The sequence below is a fragment of the Rhodococcus sp. Z13 genome (assembly GCF_025837095.1).
Lineage (GTDB): Bacteria > Actinomycetota > Actinomycetes > Mycobacteriales > Mycobacteriaceae > Rhodococcus > Rhodococcus sacchari.
The window spans coordinates 2670651-2686496 of the sequence record NZ_CP107551.1 but is presented as its reverse complement, the minus strand read 5'-3'; the positions used below and the strand labels follow the sequence as shown (position 1 = coordinate 2686496).

11 protein-coding genes and 1 pseudogene are annotated in these 15846 nt (G+C 72.6%); all 12 read left to right on the top strand.

The window, feature by feature from the left end; all coding sequences use genetic code 11:
* Window positions 1-44: 44 nt before the first annotated feature.
* Window positions 45-1859 (top strand): annotated as a pseudogene (locus OED52_RS12210) (peptidoglycan D,D-transpeptidase FtsI family protein); the annotation flags it as partial.
* Between the two features lie 225 nt (window positions 1860-2084).
* Window positions 2085-3683, top strand: coding sequence for a UDP-N-acetylmuramoyl-L-alanyl-D-glutamate--2,6-diaminopimelate ligase (locus OED52_RS12205; protein WP_264151153.1), 1599 nt, complete (start codon window positions 2085-2087; stop codon window positions 3681-3683).
* Window positions 3680-5236: a UDP-N-acetylmuramoyl-tripeptide--D-alanyl-D-alanine ligase gene (locus OED52_RS12200; protein ID WP_264151152.1), complete on the top strand. Its 1557-nt coding sequence runs from the start codon at window positions 3680-3682 to the stop codon at window positions 5234-5236. Before OED52_RS12205 ends, OED52_RS12200 begins: the two co-directional genes overlap by 4 nt.
* Window positions 5233-6312: a phospho-N-acetylmuramoyl-pentapeptide-transferase gene (mraY, locus tag OED52_RS12195; protein ID WP_264151151.1), complete on the top strand. Its 1080-nt coding sequence runs from the start codon at window positions 5233-5235 to the stop codon at window positions 6310-6312. Before OED52_RS12200 ends, mraY begins: the two co-directional genes overlap by 4 nt.
* 3 nt (window positions 6313-6315) lie before the next feature.
* Window positions 6316-7836: a UDP-N-acetylmuramoyl-L-alanine--D-glutamate ligase gene (gene murD, locus OED52_RS12190; RefSeq protein ID WP_264151150.1), complete on the top strand. Its 1521-nt coding sequence runs from the start codon at window positions 6316-6318 to the stop codon at window positions 7834-7836.
* A gap of 128 nt (window positions 7837-7964) precedes the next feature.
* The gene (gene ftsW / locus OED52_RS12185) at window positions 7965-9464 is read left to right on the top strand and encodes a putative lipid II flippase FtsW (protein ID WP_264154680.1); all 1500 of its coding nucleotides are present in this window, start codon (window positions 7965-7967) and stop codon (window positions 9462-9464) included.
* A complete protein-coding gene (murG, locus tag OED52_RS12180) occupies window positions 9461-10615 on the top strand; it encodes an undecaprenyldiphospho-muramoylpentapeptide beta-N-acetylglucosaminyltransferase (RefSeq protein ID WP_264151149.1) in 1155 nt (384 codons plus the stop codon). Before ftsW ends, murG begins: the two co-directional genes overlap by 4 nt.
* Window positions 10612-12159 carry a UDP-N-acetylmuramate--L-alanine ligase gene (gene murC, locus OED52_RS12175; protein ID WP_264151148.1) on the top strand — a complete coding sequence of 516 codons (1548 nt, stop codon included), beginning with the start codon at window positions 10612-10614 and terminating at the stop codon, window positions 12157-12159. The genes murG and murC overlap by 4 nt, the downstream gene beginning before the upstream one ends.
* A gap of 74 nt (window positions 12160-12233) precedes the next feature.
* On the top strand, window positions 12234-12887 hold the full coding sequence (locus OED52_RS12170) for a cell division protein FtsQ/DivIB (protein WP_264154679.1): 654 nt from the start codon (window positions 12234-12236) through the stop codon (window positions 12885-12887).
* A gap of 227 nt (window positions 12888-13114) precedes the next feature.
* Window positions 13115-14368, top strand: a complete 1254-nt coding sequence (gene ftsZ, locus OED52_RS12165; protein ID WP_264151147.1) for a cell division protein FtsZ — start codon at window positions 13115-13117, stop codon at window positions 14366-14368.
* The gene (pgeF, locus tag OED52_RS12160; RefSeq protein WP_264151146.1) at window positions 14365-15111 is read left to right on the top strand and encodes a peptidoglycan editing factor PgeF; all 747 of its coding nucleotides are present in this window, start codon (window positions 14365-14367) and stop codon (window positions 15109-15111) included. The genes ftsZ and pgeF overlap by 4 nt, the downstream gene beginning before the upstream one ends.
* On the top strand, window positions 15108-15842 hold the full coding sequence (locus OED52_RS12155) for a YggS family pyridoxal phosphate-dependent enzyme (protein WP_264151145.1): 735 nt from the start codon (window positions 15108-15110) through the stop codon (window positions 15840-15842). Before pgeF ends, OED52_RS12155 begins: the two co-directional genes overlap by 4 nt.
* Window positions 15843-15846 lie beyond the last annotated feature (4 nt).

Below are 15846 nucleotides of genomic sequence, written 5' to 3'. Positions count from 1 at the left end.
CCGCCCCCGCGCCGCGCGGCGTCCGTGCACGCACCACCACCCGCTCCGGCAAGCGCGACAGGACGGGGTTCCCCTACCGCAACCGGGTGGGTCGGGCCGTGATGTTCGGTGCGCTCGGCCTCGCCGTGCTGCAGCTGCTGTCGGTCCAGCTCGTGCAGGCACCGAGCCTGTCCGCGGAGGCCGCGAGCCAGCGCACCACCCGCCTCGTCGAACCCGCGACGCGCGGCACCATCGCCGACCGCAACGGCAACCCCCTCGCCTACACGATGGAGGCGAAGGCACTGACATTCCAGCCGGTGCGGGTCCGCAAGGAACTCGAGGAGGAACGCGCGAAGGATCCCTCCCTGCCCACGGTCCCGGAGTATCTCGACGGCGTCGCGACCGCCATCCACGACGCGCTCGGCGCCGCGGCGCCCAAGGAGGATCTGCTCGACCTGCTCGAGAGCGACGAGACGTTCGTGTACCTCGCGCGCGGCGTCGACCCCGGGGTGGCCGCGGAGATCGTCGACGAATACGACAAGGTCGGCACCGAACGTCAGGACATCCGCCTGTATCCCGGCGGCTCCCTCGCGGCGAACATCGTCGGCGCGACCGGCTGGGACGGCCACGGCCTGATCGGCCTCGAGGCGTCGATGGACGCGATCCTCGCCGGCACCGACGGCTCGTCCACCTACGACCGCGGCTCCGACGGCGCCGTGATCCCCGGCAGCTGGCGCGACCGGCAACCCGCCGTCGACGGCTCGTCGGTCGAGCTGACCATCGACAACGACCTGCAGTACCACGTGCAGCAGGAGGTGCAGCGCGCCAAGGACCTGTCCGGGGCGAGGAGCGCCTCGGCCGTGGTGCTCGACGCGCTGACCGGCGAGGTCCTCGCCATGTCCAACGACGGCACCTTCGACCCGTCGATCGGCGTGGCCAACAACCCGCCGGACGCGGAGATGGGCAATCTCGCCGTCAGCTCACCGTTCGAACCCGGCTCCGTCAACAAGATCATCACCGCGGCGGCGGCCATCGAGGACGGCCTGACCACCCCCGACGAGGTGCTGCAGGTGCCCGGCAGCATCACCATGGCCGGCGCGACCGTCAAGGACGCCTGGGACCACGGCGTCGTGCCCTACACCACCACCGGTGTGTTCGGGAAGTCGTCGAACGTCGGCACCCTGATGCTCGCCCAGCGCATCGGTGAGGACCGCTTCGCCCAGATGCTGGACCTGTTCGGCCTCGGGCAGCGCACCGAGGTGGGCCTGCCCGGCGAGTCCGCCGGTCTGCTGCCCAGCCGCGAACAGTGGTCGGGCGGCACCTTCGCGAACCTGCCGATCGGCCAGGGCCTGTCGATGACCCTGCTGCAGATGACGGCGATCTACCAGACCATCGCCAACGACGGCGAACGCATCCCGCCGCGGATCGTGCGGGCCACGATCGGGCCGGACGGGTCCCGCACCGAGACCGCCGTCCCGGATCCGATCCGGGTGATCAGCCCGCAGACCGCCGCGACCGTCCGCGACATGTTCCGCTCCGTCGTCCAGGACGACACGGGCAACCAGCGCGGCACCGGCACCGGCGCCGCCATCGAGGGCTACCAGATCTCCGGCAAGACCGGCACCGCCCAGCAGATCGATCCGAACTGCAAGTGCTACTCGAACTCGGAGTACTGGATCACCTTCGCGGGGATCGCCCCCGCCGACGATCCCCGCTACGTCGTCGGGATCATGCTCGACGCACCGACCCGCAGTTCCGACGGCAGCGGCGGGCAGTCCGCGGCACCGTTGTTCCGCACCATCGCGTCGTGGCTGCTGCAGCGCGACGCGGTCCCGTTGTCGACCGAGCCGGAGAGCAGGTTGATCCTTCAGATCGACTGACGATGTGCCCGGCTCCCCTCGGTAACCTGACACGTCGGTAACGTGACACGACGGGTACCCGCCCGGGACGTGCTCCCGGGGCCGGGGACAAGGGGCGAGACCCCGTGGACCGTTCGACGAGCCTGCAGCACGAGGCTGCAGCGAAGTGAGAGGAATCTGGTGCCTGTGCCATCGAGTCCGGATCCGTCTCCTCCGGAGGAGGGGCGGAGACCCGAACATCCACCGATGACGCAGCTCTCCGACCTCGCGGTGGCCGTCGGGGCGCACATCGAGATCGTGGGGGGCGAGCCGTCCCCGCAGGGCGACCTCGCGGTGACCGGAATCGACCTGCGCGCGCAGGGCATCCGCCCGGGCGACCTGTTCGCGGCGCTGCCCGGCGCCCACGCGCACGGGGCGTCCTTCGCCGCCACGGCCCTCGACCACGGCGCCGTCGCGGTCCTCACCGACGCCGCCGGCCGCGACCTCGTGGCCGCGGCGAGCACGCGACCGGTCCCGGTGCTCGTGCACCCCGATCCGCGTTCGGTGCTCGGCACCGCCTCCGCGACCGTCTACGGCCATCCCTCCCGGAGCATGCAGGTCATCGGCATCACCGGCACCTCCGGCAAGACCACCACCGCCTATCTCGTCGAGGCGGGCCTCGCCGCCGCCGGCCGCGCCACCGGTCTCGTGGGCACCGTGGAGACCCGCATCGGCGGCACCCGCCTGCCCAGCTCGCTGACCACCCCGGAGGCCCCGCAGCTGCACGCCCTGTTCGCGGTCATGCGCGAACGCGGCGTCGACACCGTGGTCATGGAGGTCTCCAGCCATGCCCTGGCGCTCGGCCGGGTCGCCGCCACCGACTTCGCCGTCGGGGCGTTCACCAACCTCTCCCAGGACCACCTCGACTTCCACAAGGATCTCGACGACTACTTCTCCGCGAAGGCCCGCCTGTTCGCGGCGGACTCGGCGGTGCGGGCCCGCCGCGCGGTGGTGTGCGTCGACGACGAATGGGGCGTCCGCGCCGCCGAGCTCGCCCGCATCGGTCGCGACGACCGGGACGCGGTGCGCACCGTCGCCACCGGCCGCGCCGCCGACTGGACCGTCACCGCCGACGAGTCGCTGGCCGACGGCACCCAGCGTTTCACCCTGACCGGGCCGGACGGCGTCGCCCGGCCGGGCACCGTCGGGCTGCCCGGCCGCTACAACGTCACCAACGCCGCGCTCGCCGTGGCGATCTGCGAGGCCGTCGGCGCGGACGTCGACGCCGCGATCCGCGGCATCGCGCACGTCGCCGTCCCCGGACGGGTCGAGCGCGTCGACCGGGGCCAGGACTTCCTCGCCGTCGTCGACTACGCGCACAAGCCCGCCGCGCTCGGCGCCGTCCTCGAGACGCTCCGCGCTGCCACCTCCGGCCGCATCGCCGTGGTGATCGGCGCCGGCGGCGACCGCGACCGCACCAAGCGGCCGATCATGGGGGAGGTCGCCGCCCGCGGCGCCGAACTGCTGATCGTGACCGACGACAACCCGCGCACCGAGAACCCCGCGGCGATCCGCGCCGCCGTCCTCGACGGCGCCTGGTCCGTCCCGGCCGGGGACCGCGGCGAGATCCGCGAACTCGGCGATCGCGCGGCCGCCATCGAGGCCGCCGTGGCCTGGGCACAGCCCGGGGACGTCGTCCTCGTCGCGGGCAAGGGCCACGAGACCGGGCAGGAGATCGACGGGGTGAAACACCCCTTCGACGATCGCGAGGTTCTCGCCGCAGCACTCGACAAGCGCCGAACCGCAGGACCCGACGGTCACCATCCGCCTGCTGCGGGCGGCACGCATCACGGAGGCAATGCATGATCCCGATGACACTGGCTCGGATCGCGGAGGTCGTCGGGGGCACCCTGCACGACGTCGCCGATCCGACGGTCGAGGTGACCGGAAGTGTCGAGTTCGACTCGCGCCGGGTCGGTCCCGGCGGACTGTTCCTCGCGCTGCCCGGCGCCCGCTCCGACGGGCACGACCACGCTCCCGCCGCCGTCGAGGCGGGGGCGGTCGCGGTGCTCGCCGCCCGGCCCGTCGGGGTCCCGGCGATCGTGGTGCCGCCGGTCGCGCCCACCGAGACCAACGCCCTCGCCCTCGAACACGACTCCGACGGCTCCGGCGCCGCGGTGCTCGCCGCCCTCGGCAGGCTCGCCCGCTCGGTGGTGGACACCCTCACCGAGTCGGGGCTGACCGTCGTCGGCGTCACCGGCTCGGCAGGCAAGACCTCGACCAAGGACATGATCGCCGCGGTGCTCGCGCCCCTCGGGGAGGTCGTCGCCCCGCCCGGCTCGTTCAACAACGAGCTCGGCCACCCGTGGACCGCGCTGCGCGCCACCGACTCGACCCGCTTCCTCGTCCTCGAGATGTCGGCGCGCGGCCCCGGCCACATCGCCGCCCTGGGCCGCATCGCCCCGCCGCGGATCGGTGTCGTGCTCAACGTCGGCACCGCCCACCTCGGCGAGTTCGGTTCGCAGGAGGTCATTGCGCAGACCAAGGGCGAACTCGTCGAGGCCCTGCCGAGCGCCGCCGACGGCGGCGTCGCGATCCTCAACGCCGACGACACCCTCGTCGCGAAGATGGCCTCGCGCACCACCGCCCGGGTGGTCACCGTCGGCACCGGCAGCGGAGCCGCCTACCGCGCCGAGGACATCCACCTCGACGAGCAGGCCCGCGCGAGCTTCACCGCCGTGCTGCCCGGCTCCGACGGACAGGAACAGCGGGTGCCCGTGCGCCTGGCCGTGCACGGCGAACACCACGTCGGCAACGCCCTGTCGGCGATCGCCGTGGCCGTCGAGTGCGGCGCCACCGCCGAACAGGCCGCGGCCGCCCTGGCCACCGCCGGGCCGGTGTCCGCCCACCGCATGGCGGTGCACACCCGCTCCGACGGCGTCACCGTCATCGACGACGCCTACAACGCCAACCCCGACTCCATGCGCGCCGCCGTCAAGGCACTGGTGACCATGGCCCGTTCCGGCGGCTTCCCGCGCCGCACCTTCGCGGTGCTGGGGGAGATGGGCGAACTCGGCGAGGACTCCGTCGTCGCCCACGACGCCATCGGCCGCCTCGCCGTGCGCCTCGACGTCACCCGCATCATCGCCGTGGGCGCCACCAGGCCCGTCCGGGGACTGTTCCAGGGGGCCGTGATGGAAGGATCCTGGGGTGAGGAGGCCAGTCACGTCCCCGACGCCGACGCCGCGATCGCTCTCCTGCGGGAAGAGCTGCAGCCCGGCGACATCGTGCTGGTGAAGGCATCGCAGTCCGTCGGTCTGTGGACGGTCGCCGACGCCCTCCTGGCCGACGATCCCGAACCGGGATCCGCACCCGACGACGACACCGACAGCGCTGTGAGGACGGAGGACGCCCGGTGAGACAGATCCTGTTCGCCGCGGGCATCGCGCTCGCCGTTTCGATCCTGCTCACGCCGGTTCTCATCAAGACGTTCTCCCGCCAGGGCTTCGGGCAGGAGATCCGCGTCGAGGGACCGCAGAGCCACCAGTCCAAGCGCGGCACCCCCACCATGGGCGGCGTCGCGATCCTCGCCGGCCTGTGGGCCGGCTACTGGGGGTCGCACCTGATCGGCATGGGCTACGACGCCGAGGGCCCCACCGCCTCCGGCCTGCTCGTGCTCGGCCTGACCACCGCGCTCGGCGGCGTCGGCTTCCTCGACGACTTCATCAAGATCCGCAAGCAGCGCAATCTCGGCCTGAACAAGACCGCGAAACTCGTCGGCCAGCTCGTCGTCGCCGTGGCGTTCGGCATCCTCGCGCTGCAGTTCGAGAACGCCGACGGGCTCGCCCCGGCCAGCACCGACCTGTCCTACGTGCGCGACATCGCGACCGTGTCGATGGGCTCGGTCGTGTTCATCCTGTTCGTATACCTGCTGGTCAGCGCATGGTCGAACGCCGTGAACCTCACTGACGGCCTCGACGGACTCGCCGCCGGGTCCATGGCCCTCGTGCTCGGCGCCTACGTGATCATCACGTTCTGGCAGTACCGCAACGCGTGCGCGGTCGAGCCCACCGCCGGCTGCTACGACGTGCGCGACCCGCTCGACCTGGCGCTGCTGTGTGCCGCGGGCGCCGCCGCCTGCATCGGCTTCCTGTGGTGGAACGCCGCCCCGGCGAAGATCTTCATGGGCGACACCGGTTCGCTCGCCCTCGGCGGCATGCTCGCCGGCCTGTCCATCACGACCCGCACCGAGCTGCTCATGGTGGTCATGGGTGCACTGTTCGTCGCGGAGGCCGCTTCGGTGGTCATCCAGGTCGCGGTGTTCCGGTCGAGCCGCCGCCGCGTGTTCCGGATGGCGCCCTTCCACCACCACTTCGAACTCGGCGGCTGGGCCGAGACCACGGTGATCATCCGGTTCTGGCTGCTCGGCGCGATCGCCTCGGCGATCGGTCTGGCCCTGTTCTACAGCGAATACCTCTCGGCGATCGGGGACTGACACGTGACCGACGAACTGGGGTGGCTCCGGGGACGGCGGGTGCTGGTCGCCGGCGCGGGAGTGTCCGGCCGCGCGACCATCGCACCGCTGACCGACCTGGGCGCCCGTGTCACCGTCACCGACCGCAACGAGCAGGCCCTCACCGAGTGCGCGGCCCTCGGCGCTGAGACCGTGCACCTCGACGCCCTCGTCGACGACGCCGACGCGGTGCGCGCATTCGCGCTGGTGGTCACCAGCCCGGGCTTCCCCCCGACCGCGCCGCTGCTGTCCCACGCCGCGGGCGCGGCGGTACCGATCTGGGGCGACATCGAACTGTCCTGGCGCATCGACCGGGCCGAGATCTACGGTCCGGCCCGCCGCTGGCTCGTGGTCACCGGCACCAACGGCAAGACCACGACCACCACGATGCTGCACACCATCCTCGAATCCGCGGGGCTGAGCAGCGTCGCCTGCGGCAACATCGGCCTGCCGGTGCTCGACGCCCTGCGCCGCGACGAGCCGCGCGCCGACGTCCTCGCCATCGAACTGTCGTCCTTCCAGCTGCACTGGGCGCCGTCCGTCCGTCCCGAGGCGGGCGTGGTCCTCAACATCGCCGAGGACCACCTCGACTGGCACGGCGGCATCGAGAACTACATCGAGGCCAAGCTCGGCGCGCTCACCGGCGCCGTCGGCGTCCTCGGACTCGACGACCCCATCGCCGGCTCGCTGAAGGATCGCTCCCGCGCGGTGTTCACCGTCGGCTTCACCCTGGGCCTGCCGAAGGAAGGTGAACTCGGTATCGACGGCGACCTGCTCGTCGACTGTGCCTTCGCCGACTCGGCCGTCCTCGCCCGGGTCGACGACGTCACCCCGCCCGGCCCCGCCGGACTGTCCGACGCGCTCGCCGCCGCCGCACTGGCCCGCGCCATCGACGTGCCGGAGGCCGCCGTGCACGACGGGCTGCGCCGGCACCGCGTCGGCCCGCACCGCGCCGCGCCCGTCGGCGAGGTCGACGGCGTCGGGTACGTCGACGACTCCAAGGCCACCAACCCGCACGCCGCCCGCAGTTCGCTGCTCGCATGCGACCGCGTCGTGTGGATCGCCGGAGGCCAGCTCAAGGGCGCCCGCGTCGACGAGCTCGTCACCGAGGTGGCGCCGCGTCTGGCCGGGGCGGTCCTGCTGGGCCGCGACGCCCCGGAAATCGCGGAGGCTCTCGCACGACACGCCCCGCAGGTCCCCGTCGTGCTGGTCGACACGCGCGACGATGAAGCGATGACGGGCACGGAAGCGATGACGGGCACGGCGGTTCCCGAGCACACGTCCGCGCGGCGCGTCGCGGCGCCGGGCGCGGACGGCCCGGCCGCGATGCGCCTGGTGGTCCGGGAGGCCGCGGCGCTGGCGTCGCCGGGGGACACGGTGCTGCTCGCCCCGGCGGCGGCCTCGCTGGACATGTTCTCCGGGTACGCCGAACGCGGCCGCAGCTTCGCCGAGGCGGTCGAGGAACTGCGCGGTGCGGACACGCACGGAGGCGGGACACCGCGGTGACCACACGGGCAGCGGCGACCTCTCGCACCGGAGCGACACGGGCCGGCAGCTCGAAGGGCACCGGCACCGCGAAGGGCACGTCCTCCGACGCGCCGGTGGCGGGCGTGCGCGCCCGTTTCGGCGCGTGGATGGCGCGGCCCCTCGCGTCGTTCCACCTCGTCGTGACCATCGCCGTGCTGCTCACCGTGCTCGGTCTGGTCATGGTGCTGTCCTCGTCGAGCGTCGGTGCGGTCGCCGCCGACGGGTCCGCCTACGGGCTGTTCACCTCCCAGGTGATCTTCGCGGCGCTGGGCATGGTGATCTTCTACGTCGCGCTGCAGATCCCCATCCGGCTGCTGCGCAGGTTCTCGTTCCCGGCCTTCGCCGTGTCCGTCGTGATGCTCGTGCTGGTGCTCATCCCGGGCATCGGCACCGTCTCGCAGGGCACCCGGGGCTGGTTCGTCATCGGTGGTATCTCCATGCAGCCCGCGGAGATCGCCAAGATCACCCTCGCCGTGTGGGGTGCGCACCTGCTCGCCTCCCGGCGCGGCGAGAACTCCACCCTGATGGAGATGCTCGTCCCGCTGATCCCCGCCGCGGTGATCGTCACCGGCCTGATCGTGCTGCAGCCCGACCTCGGCACCACGGTCTCGCTCGCGATCATCGTGCTCGCGCTGCTGTGGTACGCAGGCCTGCCCCTGAAGGTCTATCTCGGAACCCTCGGCGTCGCCACGATCCTCGCCGGCACCCTGGCCCTGACCGCCGGTTACCGCTCCCAGCGTGTGCGGGCCTTCTTCAATCCCGGTGAGGACCCGCAGGGCGCCGGCTACCAGGCCCGGCAGGCGAAGTTCTCCCTCGCCGACGGCGGTCTGTGGGGCCGCGGGCTCGGACAGAGCCGCGCCAAGTGGAGCTACCTGCCCAACGCCCACAACGACTTCATCTTCGCGATCATCGGCGAGGAACTCGGCTTCCTCGGCTGCGTCGCGGTCATCGGCCTGTTCGCGCTGTTCGCCTACGTCGGCCTGAGGATCGCGATGCGCTCGGTGGACCCCTTCCTACGGCTGTTCACCGCCACCGCCACCACCTGGATCATCGGCCAGGCGTTCATCAACATCGGCTACGTCATCGGCATCCTCCCGGTCACGGGCCTGCAGCTGCCCCTGGTCTCGGCGGGCGGTACCTCGACGGCGACGACCCTGCTCATGTTCGGCCTGATCGCCAACGCGGCCCGGCACGAACCCGAGGCGATCGCGGCGCTCCAGGCCGGTCAGGACGGCCGGTTCGCGCGGCTGCTGCGCCTGCGCACCCCCGAGCCCTACCGTCCGCCCGGTCGCGTCGGAGGGCGTACCGTCGGCGCACGGGCCTCCCGGTCCGACCGGGTCGGACGGCCCCGGCCGACGGCGGGGGCGACCCGGGCACGCCGGGAACCCGCGGCGCGGGGACGCCAGGAACCGACTGCGCGGGGACGCCAGGAACCGACTGCGCGGGGCCGCGGCGCCGCGGCGCGGGCCCAGGAGCCCAGGCAGGGCACCGGACGGACGCGGCGGGCCCAGCCGGCCCGCGAACCCGGCCGGAGCGGCCGGAACGGAACGAACCGCACGAATCGCGGAGCGAACGGACGAGGCGGAGAGCGAGGGAACCCTAGGTGAGTGGTCAGCGGCCGGCACTGTCCGTGGTGGTGGCCGGAGGTGGTACCGCCGGGCACATCGAACCGGCACTCGCGGTGGCCGACGCCGTCAGGGAACTCGTGCCCGACGCGCGGATCACGGCGTTGGGCACCGAACGGGGGCTCGAGACCACCCTGGTGCCGCGGCGGGGTTATCCCCTCGAACTGATCCCACCGGTGCCGCTGCCCCGCAAACCCACGGTGGACCTGCTGAAACTGCCCGGCCGCGTGGTCGCGTCGGTGCGCCGCACCCGGGAGATCCTCGACCGGGTCGAGGCCGACGTGGTCGTCGGCTTCGGCGGCTACGTCGCGCTCCCGGCCTATCTCGCGGCGGCCTCCGGCCCCCTGCGGCGGCGCCGCCGGATCCCGGTGGTGATCCACGAGGCCAACGCCAGCGCCGGCATCGCCAACAGGATCGGTGCGCTGCGCGCCGACCGGGTGCTCGCCGCCGTCCCCGGCTCGGGCATCGTGCGCCGCGGTGACGCGCAGATCGTCGGGATCCCGGTGCGCTCGTCCATCACGGGTCTGGACCGGGCGGCACTGCGCGCCGAGGCCCGCCGCCACTTCGGGCTGCCCGAGGAGGGACCCGTCCTGCTCGTCTTCGGCGGCTCCCAGGGGGCACGCTCGCTCAACGAGGCGGTCGCGGGCGCATCGCAGGCCCTCGCGGACGCCGGCATCGCCGTGCTGCACGCGCACGGCCCCAAGAACACCGTCGACGTCCCGGCCCATCCCGACCATGCGACGGCGCCCTACGTCACCGTGCCCTATCTCGAGCGCATGGACCTGGCGTACTCGGCGGCCGACGCCGTGGTGTGCCGGTCCGGCGCGATGACCGTCGCGGAGGTCTCCGCGGTGGGCCTGCCGGCCTTCTACGTCCCGCTGCCGCACGGCAACGGGGAACAGGAACTCAACGCCCGCCCCGTCGTGGCCGCGGGTGGCGGAACCATCGTCGCTGACGCCGACCTGGATCCCGACTACGTCGCGCGCGAAGTGGTGGCGCTGCTCCGCGACGAGGAACGTCTGGCCCGCACGGGCCGCAACGCGGCGGCCGCAGGCCACCGCAGCGCCGCCGACGAGATGGCGCGCATCGTGCTGGAGGTCGCCGGCGTGGAACCGAACAGGAGTGAACGATGAGTGCGCAACTGCCCGCTGAACTCGAGCGGGTGCACATGGTCGGTATCGGCGGTGCCGGGATGTCCGGCATCGCCCGGATCCTGCTGGCCCGCGGCGGCCAGGTCTCGGGATCGGACGCCAAGGAGAGCAGGGGAGTGCTGGCGCTGCGGGCGCGCGGCGCGCAGGTCCGCATCGGTCACTCCGCCGATGCGCTGGACCTGCTCGAGGGTGGCCCCACCGCCCTGGTGACGACCTTCGCCGCGATCCCCGACGACAACCCCGAACTCGTGGCGGCCCGGGAGCGGGGCATCCCGATCCTGCTGCGCCCCGCCGTCCTGGCCTCGCTGATGCGCGGACACCGCACCTTCCTCGTCGCCGGCACCCACGGCAAGACCTCGACGACCTCGATGCTCGTCGTCGCCCTGCAGCACTGTGGGTTCGACCCCTCCTTCGCGGTGGGCGGCGAACTCAACGAGTCCGGCACCAACGCCCACCACGGCAGCGGCGACGTGTTCGTCGCCGAGGCGGACGAGAGCGACGGCTCGTTGCTGCAGTACGAGCCGAACACCGTGGTGGTGACCAACATCGAGGCCGACCACCTCGACTTCTTCGGCACCCCCGAGGCCTACACGGCCGTCTTCGACGAGTTCGTCGCCCGCATCGCGCCGGGCGGCCTGCTCGTGGTGTGCCTCGACGATCCCGGTTCGGCGGCCCTCGCCGAACGGGTGGTCGCGCTCGGCCGCGACGACCTGCGCGTGCAGGGCTACGGCACCGTCGCGACCATCGGCACCGAGGACACCCACCGTGGTGTCCCGGTCGGTGTGCGGCTGCTCGGTTGGGAGGCCAAGGACGTCGGCGGGGTCGCCGAGTTCCAGCTCGCGGGAGAGGACTCCCCGCGCACCGTGCGGTTGTCGGTGCCCGGCCGGCACATGGCCCTCAACGCCCTCGCGGCCCTGCTCGCCGCGCTGGAGGCCGGCGCCCAGGTCGACGAGGCCCTCGAGGGGCTCGCCGGGTTCGGTGGCGTGCACCGGCGCTTCCAGTACACCGGCCGCGAGCACGGCGTGCGGGTGTTCGACGACTACGCCCACCACCCGACCGAGGTGCGTGCGGTGCTCGCCGCGGCCGCGGAACTCGTCGCGGGTGAACCGCTGCGCTACACCGAGACCGGCACCGAACGGCCCCGGGTGATCGTGGTGTTCCAGCCGCACCTGTACTCGCGTACGGAGACCTTCGCCACCGAGTTCGGGGAGGCCCTCGACCTCGCCGACGAGGTCGTGGTGCTCGACGTCTACGGCGCCCGCGAGGAGCCGATCCCCGGTGTCAGCGGCGCGCTCGTGGCCCGCGCGGTCACCAAGCCCGTGCACTACCAGCCCGATCTGTCCGCCGTGCCGCGGCAGGTCGCGCGGCTGAGCCGCCCCGGCGACGTGGTCATCACCATGGGCGCCGGCGATGTGACGATGCTGGGCCGGCAGATCCTCGACGCGCTGCACAGCAAGCCCGGCCGGTTCCGTCCGGCCGAGGCCCCCCGCCCGACCGGCACGGGATCGGAGCCCGCGAGCTCGTGACACCGACCACCGAGAGCGTGCGGGAACGCCGCGAGCGCAGCACCGCCCGACGTCCGTCCGGGCGGTCGGTGCACATGCGCACCGTCTGGATCGGGGCCGCGGTCGTCGCGGCGCTGCTCGGGGCGATCGCCGTGGCCTGGTTCTCGCCGCTGCTGTCGGTGCGGACCGTCGAGGTCGTCGGCAACGAACTGATCGGTCACGAGGAGGTGGTCGAGGCCCTGGCGGTGGCCGAGCGCACGCCGCTGCTGCAGGTCGACACGGCCGCTGCGGCGCAGCGGGTCGCCGCGATCCCGCGGGCCGCGTCCGCGCGGGTCCAGCGGGTGTACCCGTCGACGGTGCGGGTCACGGTCACCGAACGCGTGGCGACGGTCTTCTTCGAGGCCCCCGACGGCACCCACTCGGTGGACGCCGAGGGCGTGGACTTCGCCGTCGAACCCCCGCCGATGCTCACCCCGCGGCTGGTCACACCGAATCCGGGCACCGGCGACCCCGCGACCCGCGCCGCCGTGCAGGTGCTCGAGGCGCTGCCGCCCGAGTTGCGGGTGCAGGTCGCCACGATCGAGGCGCCCGGCGAGTCGGAGGTCTCCCTGATCCTCGCCGACGGGCGTGTCGTGGTGTGGGGCGGTGTGGACCGCTCCGACCGCAAGGCGGCGGTGATCGGACCGCTGCTGACCCGGCCCGGTGAGCGATTCGACGTCGCCAGTCCCGACCTGCCGACGGTGCGATGAGAGGATCGGTGAAATTCGTGTCTCTCGTTCGGCGCGTCCACTGGCTATTCCCGGTCCCGGTGCCATAGCGTTTCGCGCAGCCGGTACTTGACATAACCTTCAAGCTGTGGTTGAGGGTTTGCAGGTTCCCGGTACCAGGATGTAGCCGTGACACAGAGAACGTGACCGACAGCCAGCGTGACCCACAAGACCCAGCACCACCCGGAACTTCAGGAAGGCGAGAGCACATGACGCCCCCGCACAACTACCTCGCCGTAATCAAGGTCGTCGGTATCGGCGGTGGCGGCGTGAACGCGGTCAACCGCATGATCGAGCAGGGACTCAAGGGAGTCGAGTTCATTGCCGTCAACACCGACGCGCAGGCACTGCTCATGTCCGACGCCGACGTCAAGCTCGATGTCGGTCGCGAGCTGACGCGCGGGCTCGGCGCCGGCGCCGACCCCGAGGTCGGCCGCAAGGCCGCCGAGGACCACAAGGACGAGATCGAAGAGGTGCTCAAGGGCGCGGACATGGTCTTCGTCACCGCCGGTGAGGGTGGTGGAACCGGAACCGGTGGCGCCCCGGTCGTCGCGAGCATCGCCCGCAAGCTCGGTGCGCTCACCGTCGGTGTGGTCACCCGTCCGTTCTCGTTCGAGGGCAAGCGCCGCGGCAGCCAGGCCGACGCCGGCATCCAGACGCTGCGCGAGTCCTGCGACACGCTCATCGTCATCCCCAACGACCGGCTGCTCCAGCTCGGCGACGCCGCCGTCAGCCTCATGGACGCCTTCCGCTCCGCCGACGAGGTGCTCCTCAACGGTGTCCAGGGCATCACCGACCTCATCACCACCCCGGGTCTGATCAACGTCGACTTCGCCGACGTCAAGGGCGTCATGTCGGGCGCAGGCTCGGCGTTGATGGGCATCGGGTCGGCGCGCGGTGAGGGTCGCGCCATCAAGGCCGCCGAGGCGGCGATCAACTCGCCGCTGCTCGAGGCGTCCATGGAGGGTGCGCGCGGGGTGCTGCTGTCGATCGCCGGTGGTTCCGATCTCGGCCTGTTCGAGATCAACGAGGCCGCCTCGCTCGTGCAGGAGGCCGCGCACATCGACGCGAACATCATCTTCGGCACCGTCATCGACGATTCGCTCGGCGACGAGGTGCGCGTGACCGTCATCGCCGCCGGCTTCGAGGGTGGTGCGCCCGCCCGCCGTCCGGTGGAGGTCGGGCAGCACGGCCAGCACGCGCAGCAGCCCGCGCAGGGGCAGCCGCAGCAGCCGGCGGCCGCGCGTCCCGCCACCATCGGTGTCGGCACCGCCGGTGAGATCGGCCGCCCGCAGCACCACCGCGAGCAGGTCGACCCGAACCCGGTCCGCGAGCCCGCGCCCGTCAACACCGGTGGCCTGCCGCCCGCCGGCTCCGGGCCCGCGCCGGCTGCCCCGCGCAGCGTGGACATCGACGACGACGGTGACGACGACGTCGACGTGCCGATCTTCATGCGCCGTTGACCGCTCCGCACCGCGTGCTGCGCGCCCGCCGGGTCGTGACCACACGATCCGGCGGCGTGTCGGCACCCCCGTACGACAGTTTCAATCTCGGCGACCACGTCGGTGACGATCCGGCCGCGGTGGCCGCGAACCGGCGTCGTCTCGCCGACACCCTCGGCATCCCGCCGGAGCGGTTCGTGTGGATGGAGCAGATCCACAGCCGCAACGTCACCGTCGTCGACGGCCCGGTCGACGAACCGGTGCCCGCCACCGACGCGCTGGTCACCCGCGAGGTCGGGCTGGCCCTGGCGACCCTCAGCGCCGACTGCGTGTCGATCCTGCTGTCCGACGAGACCGCCGGGGTGATCGCGGCCGTCCACGCCGGTCGGATCGGGGCGCGTATCGGCATCCTGCCGCGCGTGCTCGACGTGATGCGTGATCTCGGGGCGCGCCCCGAACGGATCGGGGCGCTGCTCGGCCCGGCCGCCAGCGGCCGGCAGTACGAGGTGCCCGCCGCGATGCGCGACGACGTCGACAAGCACCTGCCCGGCAGCGCGACCCGCACCGTCCGCGGCACGCCGGGGCTCGACCTGCGGGCCGGTCTGCGCCGGCAGCTCGCCGAGCACGGTGTCACGGCCGTGACGGAGGATCCGCGCTGCACCATCGAGGACCCCTCGCTGTTCAGCCACCGTCGTGGTGCGCCGACCGGCCGGCTCGCCTCGGTGATCTGGCTCGAGGACGTGAGCGAGGAGGACGGGAAGTGAGCGCGGACGCACGCGCGGCGCGCCGGCAGGAACTCGCCGACCGGCTCGCCGCGGTTCGTGAGCGGCTCGACGCCGCGGCCCGCGCCGCCGGACGCGAACCCTCCGAGGTCGAGCTGCTGACCGTCACCAAGTTCTTCCCGGCCTCGGACGTGGTGCTGCTGCACGAACTCGGCTGCACCCGTTTCGGTGAGTCGCGGGAGCAGGAGGCGAGCGCCAAGATCACCGAGTTCCACGAGACCGTCACCGAGCCCGTCGAGTGGCACATGATCGGCCGGTTGCAGCGCAACAAGGCTCGCGCCGTCGCCCGATGGGCGCACACCGTGCACTCCGTCGACAGCGTCCGCCTCGCCCAGGCCCTCGACAAGGGGGTGCACACCGCGCTCGAAGCGGGGGAGCGGACCACCCCCCTGCGGGTGTTGCTGCAGGTCAGCCTGGACGGCGACCGGGACCGCGGCGGCGTGGTGATCGAGGATCTGCCCGAACTCGTCGAGACGGTGGCCGGCTCGGAGGTCCTCGAACTCGGCGGGCTGATGGGGGTGCCGCCGCTCGGCTGGGAACCCGACCGCGCCTTCGAGCAACTGGCGCAGTGGCACGCCCGGCTGCTGCGCGACCATCCGGAGGCCCGCGAACTGTCCGCGGGGATGTCCGGTGATCTCGAACACGCGGTGCGCTGGGGCTCGACTTGCGTGCGTGTCGGAACGGCGGTGTTGGGCTCGAGGCCGTTAGCCTGAAGGG

What these genes read in the sequence shown, in the direction of transcription:
- OED52_RS12205 (WP_264151153.1), top strand. Translation starts at nt 2,085, where the DNA reads ATGACGCAGCTCTCCGACCTCGCGGTGGCCGTCGGGGCGCACATCGAG.
- OED52_RS12200 (WP_264151152.1), top strand. Translation starts at nt 3,680, where the DNA reads ATGATCCCGATGACACTGGCTCGGATCGCGGAGGTCGTCGGGGGCACC.
- ftsW (WP_264154680.1), top strand. Translation starts at nt 7,965, where the DNA reads ATGGCGCGGCCCCTCGCGTCGTTCCACCTCGTCGTGACCATCGCCGTG.
- murC (WP_264151148.1), top strand. Translation starts at nt 10,612, where the DNA reads ATGAGTGCGCAACTGCCCGCTGAACTCGAGCGGGTGCACATGGTCGGT.
- OED52_RS12170 (WP_264154679.1), top strand. Translation starts at nt 12,234, where the DNA reads ATGCGCACCGTCTGGATCGGGGCCGCGGTCGTCGCGGCGCTGCTCGGG.
- ftsZ (WP_264151147.1), top strand. Translation starts at nt 13,115, where the DNA reads ATGACGCCCCCGCACAACTACCTCGCCGTAATCAAGGTCGTCGGTATC.